The organism is Pseudomonas sp. LBUM1671 (assembly GCF_059695685.1).
On sequence record NZ_CP166782.1, the window covers coordinates 5,038,667 to 5,054,113 of the forward strand.

Genomic DNA, 15,447 nt, shown 5'->3' on the forward strand with positions numbered 1-15,447 from the left:
TAGACGTTGAATGTTAAACAGCTATCGCGAGCAGGCTCGCTCCCACATTGGGTCGCGTCAGGCCTGAATTTGTTTACCACCGTCCTACAGCCGTTGCTGTTCTGGAGGAGGATTCCGACAAGTTCTATCGGTTGTCGTGTCAGAAGCCCGTTCGATAGGCTTTCGAGGTCGCTGCAAATTCAGCGGCCGGGTTTGGTCGCCCAGGTTTAGAATGACGCACTTTTCGTGATTGCTTCATGGCGAGCTGTGCGTGGGAGGGCTTCGGCCCTGCCGGGTTCCATTCCCTGGTCGACCAACCTGCGTACGGTTCGCCACCCAACTGCTTGGTCGCAGTCGTGGCGAACTCCCTGTCCCCGAATGGAGCTTCACCATGTTCAAAGAAACCCCGAATCCCCCGCAAACCGACGACGTTTCCCCCTACGAGTCCCTCGATTCCAAAAAACTCAACGAAGCCGCCGAGCGCGCACTGGATCACTACCTCAATCCCGCCGCCCTCAAATCCCCCGCTACCCGCAAACCCAGCACGATGTTTTTGATTGCGCCGGATATCAAAGACGAAGACCTGCTGGCCCATACCTGTGAATCGTTGGCCCAGGCCAGCGTGATGGCGAGTGATTTCGCGGATTATCTGGAAGGCCCGCACCGGCACAAGGCGATGGCCATTCAACAGATCGTCATGCTGGCCGAGCTGGCAGCAAACCGGATGCTCGATAACGTCGCTATACCAAAACCTGCGCCGCACAGCTGATCCCCAGTGGAAGCAAATCCCCTGTGGGAGTGAACCTGCTCCGGGCGGCGCTCCGACGATTGCTGTCCGACATCCGGCATTGATGTTGGCTGACACTCCGCCATCGCTGGCAGGCCAGCTCCCACAATTGGATTGGGTACTTCAGCAAGAGATTGGTCGGCTGTCAGGCCGCCTTCGCGGGCAAGCCAGCTCCCACAATTGAATTGGGTACATCAGCAAGATGTTGGTCGGCTGTCAGGTCGCCATCGCTGGCAGGCCAGCTCCCACAATTGAATTGGGTACATCAGCAAGATGTTGGTCGGCTGTCAGGTCGCCATCGCTGGCAGGCCAGCTCCCACAATTAAATTTTGTACATCAGTAAGAGATTGGTCGGCTGTCAGGCCGCCATCGCGAGCAGGCTCACTCCTACAAGGGCCCGGCGTACATCCGCTTCTCACCACTCAACAGGCCGAGCGTTAGCTCGCCTGCAGCTCTTGATCTTGATCCACCCGCCCCTTTCGGGAGGCTGAGTGGAGGTGTTCATCCGGGGAGTGGCGCGCAGCGCCGTTCGACGCAGTCGAACACGCTGCATGTAGGTCGTCGCGAAGCAGACCGGAGGGCAGTGTCCCCGGATGGATACCGGAGCGAAGGTACGCCGAGCCTTAGCGAGGGGCCGGACGCTTGGGGCGAGCGTTTTTTTGCTTACTTTTTTTAGGCGCTTGTAAAAAAAGTGAGTCGCCGTAAGGGCGAAACCGCCAGCCGCCATTACCGCAGAAACGGATATGTACACAACCACCAAGAACATGGTCGGCCCAAAGGCCGCCAAGTCAAAAGCACCTGTCCAAACCCTGAACACACACCCAGAAATATCCCGCCCCATTGAAACCACCCCCCACCTGCCCCATCTAAGACCCATACCCCATTGCGCAGGTGCCCCATGAGCGACCAGCAAGAATTCCCTGAAGACCCGAGCGAATACGCCGACCCAGAGAACGCCGAACACCATTCCACCGGCAAAGGCCTCGCCCTGCCCGGCCAGAACCTGCCGGACAAGGTCTACATCATCCCGATCCACAATCGCCCGTTCTTCCCGGCCCAAGTGCTGCCGGTCATCGTCAATGAAGAACCGTGGGCCGAAACCCTCGACCTGGTCAGCAAATCCGACCACCACTCCCTGGCCCTGTTCTATATGGACACGCCCCAGGAGGATCCGCGCCATTTCGACACCTCGGCCCTGCCGCTGTACGGCACGCTGGTCAAGGTGCACCACGCCAGTCGCGAAAACGGCAAACTGCAATTCGTCGCCCAAGGGCTGACCCGCGTGCGCATCCGCACCTGGCTCAAACACCATCGCCCGCCATACCTGGTGGAAGTCGAATACCCGCACCAGCCCACCGAGCCGACCGACGAGGTCAAGGCCTACGGCATGGCGCTGATCAACGCGATCAAGGAACTGCTGCCGCTCAACCCGCTGTACAGCGAAGAGCTGAAAAACTACCTCAACCGCTTCAGCCCCAACGATCCGTCACCGTTGACCGACTTCGCCGCTGCCCTGACCTCGGCCACCGGCAACGAGCTGCAAGAAGTGCTCGACTGCGTGCCCATGCTCAAGCGCATGGAAAAAGTCCTGCCGATGCTGCGCAAGGAAGTCGAAGTCGCGCGGTTGCAGAAAGAGATTTCCGCCGAAGTTAACCGCAAGATCGGCGAGCATCAGCGCGAGTTCTTCCTCAAGGAACAACTCAAGGTCATCCAGCAAGAGCTGGGGCTGACCAAAGACGACCGCAGCGCCGACATCGAACAGTTCGAGCAGCGCCTGGAAGGCAAAGTCCTGCCGGCCCAAGCGCAAAAACGCGTCGAAGAGGAAATGAACAAGCTGTCGATCCTCGAGACCGGTTCGCCGGAATACGCGGTCACCCGCAACTACCTCGACTGGGCGACCTCGGTGCCGTGGGGCGTGTACGGCGAAGACAAACTCGACCTCAAGCACGCGCGCAAGGTGCTCGACAAACACCACGCCGGCCTCGACGACATCAAGGACCGCATCCTCGAATTCCTCGCGGTGGGTGCCTATAAAGGCGAGATCAGCGGCTCCATCGTGCTGCTGGTCGGCCCGCCGGGCGTGGGTAAAACCAGCGTCGGCAAATCCATCGCCGAATCCCTCGGCCGGCCGTTTTACCGCTTCAGCCTCGGCGGCATGCGCGACGAAGCCGAGATCAAGGGCCACCGCCGCACCTACATCGGCGCACAACCGGGCAAACTCGTGCAGGCGTTGAAAGACGTCGAAGTGATGAACCCGGTGATCATGCTCGACGAGATCGACAAAATGGGCCAGAGCTATCAGGGCGACCCGGCCTCGGCGCTGCTGGAAACCCTCGACCCGGAACAGAACGTCGAATTCCTCGACCACTACCTGGACCTGCGTCTGGACCTGTCGAAAGTGCTGTTCGTCTGCACCGCCAACACCCTGGATTCGATTCCCGGCCCCTTGCTGGACCGGATGGAAGTGATTCGCCTGTCGGGTTACATCACCGAAGAAAAAATCGCCATCGCCAAGCGTCACCTGTGGCCCAAGCAACTTGAGAAGGCTGGCGTGTCCAAAGGCAGCCTGAGCATCAGCGACAGCGCCTTGAAAGCCTTGATCGATGGTTACGCCCGCGAAGCCGGGGTGCGCCACCTGGAAAAAGAACTGGGCAAACTGGTGCGCAAAGCCGTGGTGAAGTTGATCGACGAGCCGAAAGCGGTGATCAAAATCGGTCCGAAAGACCTCGAAGCCTCGCTCGGCCATCCGGTGTTCCGCAACGAGCAAGTGCTGTCCGGCACTGGCGTCATCACCGGCCTGGCCTGGACCAGCATGGGCGGCGCCACTTTGCCGATCGAAGCCACGCGCATCCACACCTTGAACCGAGGCTTCAAACTCACGGGGCAATTGGGCGATGTGATGAAAGAGTCGGCGGAAATCGCCTACAGCTACGTCAGCTCGAATCTGAAGTCATTTGGCGGTGATCCGAAGTTCTTCGACGAAGCCTTCGTCCACCTGCACGTCCCCGAAGGCGCCACCCCGAAAGACGGCCCGAGCGCCGGCGTGACCATGGCCAGCGCCCTGCTCTCGCTCGCCCGCAACCAGGCGCCGAAAAGAGGCATCGCCATGACCGGCGAACTGACCCTGACCGGACATGTCCTGCCGATTGGCGGGGTGCGTGAAAAAGTGATCGCGGCGCGGCGGCAGAAGATCTTTGAGTTGATCCTGCCGGAGCCGAACCGAGGGAGCTTTGATGAACTGCCGGACTATCTGAAGGAAGGGATTACCGTGCACTTTGCCAAGCGGTTTGCGGATGTGGCGAAGATTCTGTTCTGACGGTCACCTAGCGCCCTTCTACCGCTATCGCTAGCAGGCTAGCTCCCACAAGGATGGGTGGTGTTCACAAATTTTGTGTTCACTGCAACCCCTGTGGGAGCTAGCCTGCTAGCGATGGCGTCATTACTGACACCCCCATTTCTGAACCTGTCACACTTTGTCTCATCTTCAGTTATGCTCGCCGTTCGTCGTGAACGCCGGAGCCACTGACCTTATGTCCCCCACCCGCCTGTTTGTCCCCCTCGCCCTCTCCTTGCTGGCCGCCTGCGCCACGCAACCGAAACAGAACGTGACCGTGGAAAAACAAGGCGAATGCCCGCTGCAAATGCGCAACGGACAGATCCTGATCCTGACTCTGCCGAGCAACCCGACCACGGGTTATCGCTGGGCGATCCAGGATTCGGCCGGCGGTGTGCTGCATGCGCTCAGTCCTGAGGTGTACAGCAACCCGGAAGATGCCGGGATCGTCGGCAGCGCCGGGATTTCGACCTGGCGCTTTCAGGCGTTCGCTGCCGGTACGGGGCGTTTGCGTCTGACCTATTCACAGCCCTGGGCACCGGAAGTGCCGGCCGTGAAAACCTTCGACTGCCCGATCGCGGTTAACTGATCGTGGGCTGGCTGATTCTGGCGCTGATGGGCGCGGTGACTTTTCTGTATGGCCTGAGCGTGCACGCCGCGTTGCTCTGTCTGCTGGTCAAGCCGTTGCCGGTGTTGGCCTTGCTCGGTTGGTTGCATGACGCACCACCCAGCGAATACCGGCGCTGGATCAGCCTTGGATTGATTTTCTCCCTGCTCGGCGATGTGTTGCTGGCGTGGCCGGGGGATTTGTTTGTGTTTGGTCTCGGGGCTTTTTTGGTCGCCCACCTGGCGTATCTGAAAGCCTACTTGAGCGATTGCCGGCGGTTGGCGTTGTTGCCGCTGATCATCGCTTTGGGCGTCGGCGCGATATTGCTGGGGATCTTGATTTCCAATGGGCTGGGTCCGCTGCTCATCCCGGTGATCGTCTACGGTCTGGCCATCAGCGCGATGCTCTGGCGGGCGCTGGCTCGACTCGGCACTGACGTGCCCAAACGCTCGGCGCTGTTGGCAGCGGCTGGCGCCGTGGCGTTTGTGTTTTCGGACAGCGTGATTGGCATCAACCGGTTTGTCTTGCCGTTTAACGCCGCGCCTTACGTGATCATCCTCAGTTACTGGCTGGGGCAATGGGGGATTGCGGCGTCGGCGTTTGGCCCGAAATCGCGTTGAATTTGTGGTGAGGGGATTTATCCCCGTTCGGCTGCGTAGCAGACGCAAGGCTTTGATCCTAGGGACCGCTACGCAGTCCAACGGGGATAAATCCCCTCACCACGTCAGACAACCCGCGCATCCCCCCGTCAATTTGGCTAAAATGCCGGCCTTTTCCACCTATGCCGCTGGAACCGCCGTGAGCAAAGACCCCGATCGCCTTTTCGCCCAGCCTTTGGCCCAGGTGCCTGACTTCGCCTTCAACGAGGACGTGGTGCGGGTGTTCCCGGACATGATCAAGCGCTCGGTGCCGGGTTATCCGACCATCGTTGAGAACCTCGGCGTGCTCGCCGCGCAATTCGCCCAGCCCAACAGCGTGCTCTACGACTTGGGCTCGTCCTTGGGCGCCGTGACTCAAGCATTGCGTCGTCACGTGCGCACCGACGGTTGCCGAGTGATCGCTGTGGATAACTCTGCGGCGATGGTCGAGCGCTGCCGCGAATACCTCAACGGTCAGGACTCGATGTTCCAGGAGTTGCTGCCCGTGGAAGTGATCGAGGGCGACATCCTCGCCCTCGACTTTCAGCCCGCCTCGGTGGTGGCGCTGAACTTCACCCTGCAATTCATCGCCCCGGACCAGCGCACCGCGTTGCTCACACGCATCCGCCAATCGCTACTGCCCGGCGGCGCGCTGATTCTTTCGGAGAAGCTGCGCTTCAATGATCTGGAGGAACACGCGCTGCTCACTGATTTGCATGTCGCGTTCAAACGCGCCAACGGCTACAGCGAGCTGGAAATCGCCCAGAAGCGCAGCGCCATCGAAAACGTCATGAAGCCCGACAGCCTCGAAGAACACCGCGAGCGCCTGTTGGCTGCCGGGTTCTCGAAAGTCGTGCCGTGGTTCCAATGTCTTAACTTTGCCTCGTTGATTGCCTTGCCATGATTGATCTGTCCCCCCTCGCCCGCCGATTGGCCGGCACACCGCTGGCCGACTGGGCCAACACCCTGCAAGCGCAACTCGACAAGAAAATGGAAAAGGGTCACGGCGACCTTGAGCGCTGGCAAAGTGCGCTGGATGCTCTGCCGAAGATTCAGCCGAGTGAAGTTGATTTGCTCAACGGTCTGACGCTGGACACTGACTGCGATGACGAAACCCGTGCGCAAATGCGCACGGCGTTGATGGGTTTGTCGCCATGGCGCAAAGGCCCGTTTGACCTGTTCGGCGTGCACGTCGACACCGAATGGCGTTCGGACTGGAAGTGGTCGCGGGTCGCTCCGCACCTGGATTTGAAGGGCAAACGCATCCTCGATGTCGGTTGCGGCAATGGTTACTACATGTGGCGCATGCTCGGTGCCGGGGCCGACAGCGTGATCGGTGTCGACCCGAACTGGCTGTTCTTCTGCCAGTTCCAGGCGGTGCAGCGTTACTTGTCAGAACCCAATGCCTGGCACCTGCCGTTCCCTTTCGAAGACCTGCCGCCAAACATGGAAGGCTTCGACACGGTGTTTTCCATGGGCGTGTTCTATCACCGTCGTTCGCCGATCGAGCATTTGCTGGCGCTGAAGGATTGCCTGGTCAAGGGTGGTGAACTGGTGCTGGAGACGCTGGTGATCGAAGGCGATCAGCAGCAGGTGCTGGTGCCGGAAGACCGTTATGCGCAGATGCGTAACGTGTGGTTCCTGCCGTCGGTGCCGGCGCTGGAATTGTGGCTGCGGCGTGCCGGGTTCACGGATGTTCGCTGTGTTGACGTGAGCGTGACCACGGTCGAGGAACAGCGCGGGACGGAGTGGATGAAGTATCAGTCGTTGAGTGATTTTCTGGATCCGCAGGATCACAGCAAGACGGTTGAAGGGCTGCCGGCGCCGATGCGGGCCGTCATTGTTGCTCGTAAGTAGAACTCCAATTTCCCAGACACCAGATAAACCTGTGGGAGCGGGCTTGCCCGCGATAGCGTTGGTTCAGTCAAAATCAATGTTTGATGTGCCGACGCCATCGCGGGCAAGCCCGCTCCCACAGGGGCCGGTGTTTATTCTGAAGGTTTGGCTCTGCGGGCCTTGAAGAACTCGCTGAGTACAGCCCCGCACTCTTGCGCCAACACCCCGCCCTCAAACAGCACCCGGTGATTCAGGAAGCCCTGGGTAAAAAACTGCCCCTGACTCTGCACAATCCCCGCTTTCGGCTCCAGAGCGCCATACACCACCCGCGCAATCCGCGAATGCACGATCAGCCCGGCGCACATGCTGCACGGCTCAAGGGTCACGTACAGCGTGCTGCCCGGCATCCGATAGTTGCTGGCCGCCAACGCCGCGGCGCGGATCGCGACCATCTCGGCATGGGCACTCGGGTCGTTGCCGCTGATCGGGCAGTTGAAGCCGCGACCAATAATTTCGCCGTCTTGCACCAGCACTGCGCCCACGGGCACTTCACCCAGCGCCGCGCCTTGTGCGGCCAGGGCCAGGGCTTCGCGCATGAAGTCGCGGTCGCGGCTACGGTCGATGATCGCGGCGGGACGAATCTGACGCATCAGGCCACCTCGATGGCGGCCATCAGGCCGGTTTCCATGTGATCGATCACGTGGCAATGGAACATCCACACGCCGGGGTTATCCGCCACCAACGCAACTCGCGCGCGCTCGTTCTTGCCCAGCAGGTAGGTGTCGGTGAAGTACGGAATGACCTTGTGCCGGTTCGAGGCGATGACCTTGAAACTCATGCCGTGCAGGTGAATCGGGTGCTGATACTGAGTCATGTTCTTCAATTCGAAAATGTAGCTCTTGCCCTTCTCGAGCTTGGCAATCGGCCGGTCGGCACAGGTCTTGTCGGTGATGTCCCAGGCCTTGCCGTTGATCTGCCACAAGCTCGGCGGCTTGCCGTTGTCGACGTTGACCGACACCGAGCCTACCCATTCGAAATTGAAGTTGAGTTTCTCGGCATTGGCCAGGTCCGGTTCTGCCACCGGGTTGGCGGGCAGCGCGGGCGGCCATTCGGTGGGTGCATCGGTATTCGCTACCGAGCGCAATGTGCCCAGGCGAACCGGGCCGTTGCGCAGGGACAATTCCACACCGACGGGCGGCGCCTTGATCGCCAGGCAGATGCGCATGCCCGGGCCGAGCCAGTATTCCTTGCCCATGGGCCGCGGTTCTACGGGATTGCCGTCCAACGCATAGATCTGCGCTTCGACGCCGGGAATGTTGAGGCGATAGGTCAGCGTGTTATCGAGGTTGAGCAGGCGCACACGGGTGATTTGCCCGGCGGGCAAGTCAATCACCGCTTGCGAGACACCGTTGATGGTCGAGAGGCGCCCCGCCGTGCCACCACGGGCGGCCTCGCGAGGAATGCTGAACGCTACGAAAGCGCCCTCTTCATCAACGTGCCAGCTCTTGAGGCTCAGGGTTTTCTCGTACTTGAAACCGGTAGGCTCGCGCTCTTCGACGATCAGCGGGCCGACAAGGCCACGGCCGAGTTCTTCGCTGCTGTTCACGTGCGGGTGATACCAATAACTGCCGGCGTCCGGTACACGGAATTTGTAGTCGAAGTATTCGCCCGGCAACACCGGCAATTGCGAAACGTACGGAACACCGTCCATCTCCAGTGGCAGGCGAATGCCGTGCCAGTGAATGGTGGTCGCCACCGGCAGATGGTTGATGAAGCGCACCCGCAGCCATTCGCCCTGACGCACCCGCAACTCGGTGCCTGGCGCCGACGGGCCGAACGCCCAGGCTGGGGTCTTGTGCCCAGCGACCAGTTCGACATCCAGCGGTGCTGCGATCAGTTCATAGTCGTGGCCGGCGTCAGCGTCAGCCATCTTGCCCAGCCAGTACCGCGAAGCGCCCCCCGCTCCGACACCAACGACAACAAGACCGGCCAGGCCACCGAGGATTTGGCGACGGGTAAAGGACATGAACTCAACTACCTCACGTATCAGCGACAGGCCCGAGGGCCTGTAAAAGGCGAATACGATACACCTGCGGATGAGAAACGGTAAGGGTGGGGGCGGCGGATGGCCGCAGAGAGCCACCCCTCACCCTAACCCTCTCCCCAGGGGGTAGAGGGGACTGACCGAGTTGTTCCTGGAGCTACATCGACCTGAAAAATCGAGCCGAACTCAGGTTTGAAAAGCTTGAAGATCTGCTCCCTTTCCCCCTCTCCCCCGTGGGGAGAGGGCTGGGGTGAGGGGTGGCTCTTGAATCTGATCAACTAACGTCCGGCAGCTACCAATCCCATCAACAAATGCACAACGCCTTCGCCCAGCATCATGACTCCTGGCACCCCAGCCACATTCAATGCCTGCCGATCCATCCGCGACACATCCCGCAACTCCACCCGCACCCGGGTCAGCGCCACAGGCTGCTGCGACTTGAGGTTATCCACACCGCCCAGCGCGGCTACGACTTCTGGCGCCAGCCCGGAAACAGGCTGAGCAATTACCTTCGGCTCATCAACCACCAGATCCGGCGTCAACGCTTTCCAGAACGCTCGCTGCATTTTCTCGAACATGTTCAGTTCTCCAGAACCAGTGAAGTATCGACCGTCGCCTCGTGATACAGGCGCAACGCCTCGCGCACCTGCCCGGCACTTTCCAGACCCAGGACCTGTTGGGCAATGGCCTGGCAGTCCACCAGATCCACTTCGCGAACGGCCGCCTTGATGGCCGGAATCAACGGCACACTCACTGACAGCTCATCCACCCCCAGCCCCAGCAACAGCGGCACGGCCAGCGTCTCGGAGGCCATGGCGCCACACACACCGACCCACTTGCCGTGGGCGTGCGCGGCCTTCACGGTGCTGGCAATGAAGCGCAGCACCGCCGGATGAAAGCTGTCGGCCTGACTGGCCAGACGCGGGTGATCGCGATCCATGGCCAGGGTGTATTGCGTAAGGTCGTTGGTGCCGATGGAGAAGAAATCCACTTCGGGCGCAAACAGATCAGCCATCAGTGCCGCCGCCGGCACTTCGATCATGATGCCCAGCTTGGGAAGTTCCGTGAGGCCCAACGCAAGCACCTCCTCTTCAAGCAGTTGCCGAGCCAGACGCAACTCCGAAAGCTGCGTCACCATCGGCAGCATGATGTGCAGCCGGGCCAGCCCGGCGCTGTTCAGAATGGCCTTGAACTGATCGCGCAAAAGCTGCGGGCGCTCCAGGCATAAACGAATCCCGCGCATGCCCAGGAACGGGTTGGTTTCGCTGTCCATCGGCACGTAGGCCAGCGGTTTGTCGCCGCCGACGTCCAGGGTGCGCACCACCAGATTGCGCGTCGGCCCAAGTGTCTTGGCGATGGCGCTGTAGATAGACGCCTGCTCGTCATGGCTCGGTGCATGGTTGCGATCCAGATAAAGAAACTCCGAACGCAGCAAACCGACGCCCTCGCCTCCCAGTGCCATAGCCTGTTCGGCTTCAGCCAGCGAAGCGATGTTGGCCGTGACTTCAAAATGATGACCGTCGCGGGTACAGGCGGCCTGCGTTGCGTTCGCCAACTCATGTTGCTGGCGTTGCTGTTGCAGCTGCCGTTTGGCTTGCAGCTGTTCGATGGCCTGCAAGTCCGGATCCAGTTGCAGTTCGCTCTTGTCGGCGTCAAGCAGCACCTGGGTGCCGTTGACCAGCGCCAGCACTTGCACCGGCAGCCCGCAGATCGCCGGCAACCCGAACGCCCGGGCGAGGATCGCGACGTGACTGGTGGCGCCGCCGCCGACCGTGGCGAAACCCAGCACCTTTCGGGTATCGAGCCCGGCAGTCTGTGACGGCGTCAGTTGTTCGGCGATCAGGATCGCTCCTTCTGGTAGCTCCATCGTCTGATCCCGTACGCCGAGGATCAGCTTGAGCACCCGCTGGCTCACGTCGGCCAGGTCCGCCGCCCGCTCCGCGAGCAAGGCATTGCCCAGGCTTTTGAACAAAGCAGCGGTCGACTCAGTGGCCGCGCGCCAGGCAAACCCGGCACTTTTGCCTTCGTTGATCATCACGTGAGCCACTTCCAGCAAACCCGGGTCTTCGAGCAGTTCCTGATGCGCCTTGAAGATATCTGCCTGCGCTTCGCCAAGGGCGTTGTCACGCAACTGTTGCAGGGCCACCAGCGCCTCGGCCAGGGCGCGAGACAGATGATCGCGTTCAACCTGCGGTGTGGCGCCGAGTTCATTCACTTCCAGGTTTTGCTCGGCTATCTGCACCACCTGGCCAAACACCGATCCGGGTGATGCGCAAACTCCACGCAAAACGGTCAGCGATGTAGCCTCGATCGCATTTGCCTCAACCTGCGCCGGAGCTTCCACCGCTTCGCCGCACCCCGTCATTAGCAATTCGGTCAGTGTCTTGATCGCCGCTTCAGCATCAGGGCCGGCCGCGCTGACTTGCAAAACGTCACCGTGAGCCGTCTGCAATGCCATGATCGCCACCAGGGATTTCCCGTTCGCACTCTCCTGCTTCTTATGCAGGCAAATGCTCGCCGAAAAACCTTTCGCCGCCTGGGCGAACACCGCGGCCGGACGGGCGTGCAAGCCATTCGGATTGGCCAGTGTCACCGGTTTGGAGAACACTGCTTCGTCTTCTTCCACTACCGGTGCATCCGTCCCCTGCTCAATCGGATTCAAACTCAAGAGCGGCTGACCACTTTCCACCAGGCCCGTTTCCGGCGTCACCCAGGCGAACGGCTCACCGCTGACCACCAGCATCAACGTCAGCAGGCTGCGGGCATTCGTCGCAACAAAATCGGCATCGAACTCGATCAGCGCCTGCCCGACATCAACCTGCTGGCCCTCCTCCACCAGTTGCGTGAACCCCTTGCCTGCCAGGTTCACCGTGTCGAGGCCGATGTGCATCAACACCTGCACGCCGTTTTCATCGGTGATGCTGACCGCATGCCCACTGGCCTGCACATTGCTGACAACCCCTGCCAGCGGCGCACACAAGGTCGATGAAGTCGGATCGATGCACACGCCATCGCCGATCACGCGGCTGGAAAACACCGGATCGGGCACGAGGTCCAGTGGCATCAATACGCCGGACAACGGGGCGTGCAGTTGCAATTGTTGGGGTGTGGCCATGACGTCACCTGCTGTTTTGTTCTTTGAAGTGCCGATGGAGCGCGAGGCTCCGACAGCATCGCTTATTTCCACCAGTACTCGACCTGCAATCCGACATTCGAGCCGTGCCGCGCCGTGCCGAAGGCGCCGGTATCGGACAACGCCGAACCCGCCGCCAGTTCATTGGCCGCCCGTTTGGCCGCCTCGTTCCAGCTGGCATAGGTGTAATACAGACGCACCTCGGGGCGAGCCCAGAATTCCGGGCCTTTGGGCGACCACGTCGGAGCGAAGGTGAACTTGCTCAGCTTGCGTGTGCCGCCCTCGGCTTCGACCTGATCGTGACCCAGTTCGGTCACCAGCTTGAACTGCTCGGTGATCGCGTAGGCCGGGCGAATCCCCAGGGAAATCCAGTTCTGGTCGGCACCGTCCGGGCGAATGTCTTTCTGGTAAACCGCCTCGAGTTGCCCACCGAACCGCGGTGTCACTTGCCAGTCGAAAAACTCCACCACACGATAGCTTTTGTTGCTGTCGTCCAGTTTCACGTTACCGGTATAGCCCAACCCGGTGCCGGGGCCTTCGCCATACTGGAAGGCCAGTTTGTTCTTGCCGCCCAGAAAGCCTTTCTGCACATGCTGAGTGGTGATTGCCCAGCCGCGGTGTGCATTGCGGCTGTCGGGTTTGTCGATGTAGCTCAGGCCGAATTCCAGTTCACCACCGGGGTTAGTGTTGAAACCGGCGACGTTGAAATCGTGACGATTGATGTAGTCCTTCTGGTACAGGTTGTCCTTGCGTGAAAAGGCATAGCTGTATTTCAGATCGCCGATCAACACATCCTCGATACCGCCGCCGGTGGCGCTCTGGTTCCAGTAGTAGAAGTCGGAAATATGGATGTCGTTTCGCTTGTAGTAACGTCGACCGGCCCACAACGAGCCGCCGTTGAGGCTCGGCATGTTCGACCATTGCGCGTAAAGCTGTGGCAAGCGGATCGAGCCGTTATCCTCGTTGAACGTCAGGTCCTTGTCGTACTGGTTATACAGCGAAGCCATGCCGTCGACACTCAGCACCGAACCGTCGTCCAGGGTGTACAGGTCCTGGCGTAGTTCGAGTTCACCATACTGCTCACACTCGTTGCCCAAGCGGTATTTGGTCTGCGCGCCGGGCAGATGGAAACACTGCTGTTTACCACTGTTGACCGACGTTCCGACGCCGCTGCGCAAGTAACCGCCGAACTCCAGGGCCTGCGCCGACAATGGCAACGCCAGGCATACGCTCGCGACGGCAAGGCTGCGATTTAGTGTTGTTTTCAAGAACCACCCCATTATTTTTATTGTGTTGTTCTGCAAATTCGGCGCGCAAAACTCCCCCGCGCAGCGTTCTGCGTGTTTTTAAAGTCGGTGTTTTTTAGTGGTCGGTCAGTCGGTCAGGTGCAAAACGAATGACTCATAGGGCCTGAGAAGAATCTGCCGATTTCGCTGCGGGCAGTCCGGGTAGTTGCTGATGACCAGACGCTGAGCCATCGCTTCGCTGATCACGTCATCCGTCAGTTCGACTTCGCACGGCGTGCCATAGAAGTTGTTCAGTACCAGCAAACGTTCGCCATTCCCTTCGCGGACATACGCCCAGATCTGCGTGTGCTCCGGCAACAACTGCCGATAGACGCCATCGCAGATCAGCGCTTCACTGCGGCGCAGGGCAATCAACTGACGATAGTGATGCAACACGGAATCCGGGTCGTCGAGCTGGGAGGCGACGTTGATCTGCGTCGCGTTGGCCGGTACGCCGATCCAGGGTTCTGCGGCGCTGAATCCGGCGTTCGGCTCGGCGTTCCAGTGCATCGGCGTACGGCCGTTGTCCCGGGACTTCTGCATGATCGCCGCCATGTTGTCGGCATCGCTAGCACCGGCTTCGCGCTTGAGCCGGAAGATGTTCAGCGTCTCGACATCGCGATACTGATCGATGTGATCAAACCCCGGATTGGTCATGCCCAACTCTTCGCCCTGATACACAAACGGCGTGCCCTGAAGGAAGTGCAGCGCGGTGCCGAGCATCTTCGCCGACACCACGCGATGCTCGCCGTCATGGCCAAAACGCGAGACCACGCGCGGCTGGTCGTGGTTACACCAGAACAGCGCATTCCAGCCACCGCCGGCCTGCATACCGGTCTGCCAGTCCGAGAGGATGCGCTTGAGTTGGAGGAAGTCGAAGTCGGCGCGGATCCACTTCTGCAGGTTCGGGTAATCGACCTTCAGATGGTGGAAGTTGAAGGTCATCGACAGTTCTTTTGAATCCGGCTTCGAGTAGCGAATGCAGTGCTCAAGGCTGGTGGAGGACATCTCGCCAACGTTGATCAGGTCGTGACCTTCGAAGACTTCGCGGTGCATTTGCTGCAAGTACTCGTGCACGTTCGGGCCGTCGGTGTAGAAGCGTCGCCCGTCGGTGTTGTCCTCGGGGAAATCCGCCGGTTTGGAGATCAGATTGATCACATCGAGACGGAAACCGCCCACGCCTTTATCGCGCCAGAAACGCATCATCTTGAAGACTTCGGCGCGCACCTTCGGGTTGTCCCAATTCAGGTCGGCCTGGGTGTGATCGAACAGATGCAGGAAGTATTGGCCGGTTTGCGCCTCGTATTCCCAGGCCGAACCGCCGAACTTGGATTCCCAGTTGTTCGGCTGATCGCGCCAGATGTAGAAGTCGCGGTACGGGTTGTCGAGGCTGCTGCGGGCCTGCTGGAACCAGGTGTGTTCAATCGAGGTGTGGTTGACCACGATATCGAGCATCAACTTGATCCCGCGCTTGCCGGCCTCGGCGATCAATAACTCGCAATCGGCCATGGTCCCGTAGCTCGGGTCGATGGCGTAGTAATCGCTGATGTCGTAACCATTGTCGCGCTGGGGCGAACGCAGGAACGGCGTGATCCAAAGGCAATCGACACCCAGCCAGTGCAGGTAATCGAGCTTGGCCACGACGCCGAGCAAATCACCCGTGGGGTTGCCGGCGTGGCTGTGAAAACTCTTCGGGTAGATCTGGTAGATCACCGAACGTTGCCAGTCTTGCATGGCGCTATTCCTTCAATAAGTTTTGTAAGGGCCTTGAGGGCCCCTTCGCGAGCAAGCCCGCTCCCACAT

12 protein-coding genes are annotated in these 15,447 nt (G+C 60.2%); 6 read left to right on the plus strand and 6 right to left on the minus strand.

What is annotated here, in order from left to right:
- The first annotated feature begins 370 nt into the window (after positions 1-370).
- From ACA060_RS23280 to cmoB, 6 genes are all read left to right on the plus strand, one after another.
- Positions 371-748 (plus strand): DUF6124 family protein, encoded by a 378-nt coding sequence (locus ACA060_RS23280; RefSeq protein ID WP_497313477.1) that lies wholly within the window; start codon positions 371-373, stop codon positions 746-748.
- 916 nt (positions 749-1,664) lie between these two features.
- Positions 1,665-4,082 carry an endopeptidase La gene (gene lon, locus ACA060_RS23285; protein WP_109634562.1) on the plus strand — a complete coding sequence of 806 codons (2,418 nt, stop codon included), beginning with the start codon at positions 1,665-1,667 and terminating at the stop codon, positions 4,080-4,082.
- A gap of 214 nt (positions 4,083-4,296) precedes the next feature.
- Positions 4,297-4,689 carry a protease inhibitor I42 family protein gene (locus tag ACA060_RS23290; RefSeq protein ID WP_497313479.1) on the plus strand — a complete coding sequence of 131 codons (393 nt, stop codon included), beginning with the start codon at positions 4,297-4,299 and terminating at the stop codon, positions 4,687-4,689.
- Between the two features lie 2 nt (positions 4,690-4,691).
- Complete coding sequence (locus tag ACA060_RS23295; protein ID WP_497313481.1) at positions 4,692-5,327, plus strand: lysoplasmalogenase; 636 nt, start codon at positions 4,692-4,694, stop codon at positions 5,325-5,327.
- 142 nt (positions 5,328-5,469) lie between these two features.
- Positions 5,470-6,249 carry a carboxy-S-adenosyl-L-methionine synthase CmoA gene (gene cmoA / locus ACA060_RS23300; protein ID WP_497313483.1) on the plus strand — a complete coding sequence of 260 codons (780 nt, stop codon included), beginning with the start codon at positions 5,470-5,472 and terminating at the stop codon, positions 6,247-6,249.
- On the plus strand, positions 6,246-7,202 hold the full coding sequence (cmoB, locus tag ACA060_RS23305; protein WP_497270968.1) for a tRNA 5-methoxyuridine(34)/uridine 5-oxyacetic acid(34) synthase CmoB: 957 nt from the start codon (positions 6,246-6,248) through the stop codon (positions 7,200-7,202). The genes cmoA and cmoB overlap by 4 nt, the downstream gene beginning before the upstream one ends.
- 131 nt (positions 7,203-7,333) lie before the next feature.
- Here cmoB and tadA read toward each other — a convergent pair whose 3' ends face one another.
- From tadA to treC, 6 genes are all read right to left on the minus strand, one after another.
- Positions 7,334-7,831, minus strand: a complete 498-nt coding sequence (gene tadA, locus ACA060_RS23310) for a tRNA adenosine(34) deaminase TadA (RefSeq protein WP_497313485.1) — start codon at positions 7,829-7,831, stop codon at positions 7,334-7,336.
- Positions 7,831-9,207, minus strand: a complete 1,377-nt coding sequence (locus tag ACA060_RS23315) for a multicopper oxidase family protein (protein WP_109634573.1) — start codon at positions 9,205-9,207, stop codon at positions 7,831-7,833. The genes tadA and ACA060_RS23315 overlap by 1 nt, the downstream gene beginning before the upstream one ends.
- 296 nt (positions 9,208-9,503) lie before the next feature.
- A complete protein-coding gene (locus tag ACA060_RS23320) occupies positions 9,504-9,803 on the minus strand; it encodes a PTS sugar transporter subunit IIB (RefSeq protein WP_109634574.1) in 300 nt (99 codons plus the stop codon).
- A 2-nt stretch (positions 9,804-9,805) separates the two neighbouring features.
- A complete protein-coding gene (gene ptsP / locus ACA060_RS23325) occupies positions 9,806-12,340 on the minus strand; it encodes a phosphoenolpyruvate--protein phosphotransferase (RefSeq protein ID WP_497313487.1) in 2,535 nt (844 codons plus the stop codon).
- Positions 12,341-12,402: 62 nt separating this feature from the next.
- A complete protein-coding gene (locus tag ACA060_RS23330; RefSeq protein WP_497313489.1) occupies positions 12,403-13,626 on the minus strand; it encodes a maltoporin in 1,224 nt (407 codons plus the stop codon).
- 105 nt (positions 13,627-13,731) lie between these two features.
- Complete coding sequence (gene treC / locus ACA060_RS23335) at positions 13,732-15,378, minus strand: alpha,alpha-phosphotrehalase (protein ID WP_497313491.1); 1,647 nt, start codon at positions 15,376-15,378, stop codon at positions 13,732-13,734.
- Between the last annotated feature and the right edge of the window lie 69 nt (positions 15,379-15,447).

Bases quoted from the DNA above. Each gene is read 5' to 3' on its own strand.
- cmoB (WP_497270968.1), top strand. From the start codon at position 6,246: ATGATTGATCTGTCCCCCCTCGCCCGCCGATTGGCCGGCACACCGCTG.
- treC (WP_497313491.1), bottom strand. From the start codon at position 15,378: ATGCAAGACTGGCAACGTTCGGTGATCTACCAGATCTACCCGAAGAGT.
- ACA060_RS23315 (WP_109634573.1), bottom strand. From the start codon at position 9,207: ATGTCCTTTACCCGTCGCCAAATCCTCGGTGGCCTGGCCGGTCTTGTT.
- cmoA (WP_497313483.1), top strand. From the start codon at position 5,470: ATGCCGGCCTTTTCCACCTATGCCGCTGGAACCGCCGTGAGCAAAGAC.
- ACA060_RS23290 (WP_497313479.1), top strand. From the start codon at position 4,297: ATGTCCCCCACCCGCCTGTTTGTCCCCCTCGCCCTCTCCTTGCTGGCC.
- lon (WP_109634562.1), top strand. From the start codon at position 1,665: ATGAGCGACCAGCAAGAATTCCCTGAAGACCCGAGCGAATACGCCGAC.
- ptsP (WP_497313487.1), bottom strand. From the start codon at position 12,340: ATGGCCACACCCCAACAATTGCAACTGCACGCCCCGTTGTCCGGCGTA.
- ACA060_RS23280 (WP_497313477.1), top strand. From the start codon at position 371: ATGTTCAAAGAAACCCCGAATCCCCCGCAAACCGACGACGTTTCCCCC.
- tadA (WP_497313485.1), bottom strand. From the start codon at position 7,831: ATGCGTCAGATTCGTCCCGCCGCGATCATCGACCGTAGCCGCGACCGC.
- ACA060_RS23320 (WP_109634574.1), bottom strand. From the start codon at position 9,803: ATGTTCGAGAAAATGCAGCGAGCGTTCTGGAAAGCGTTGACGCCGGAT.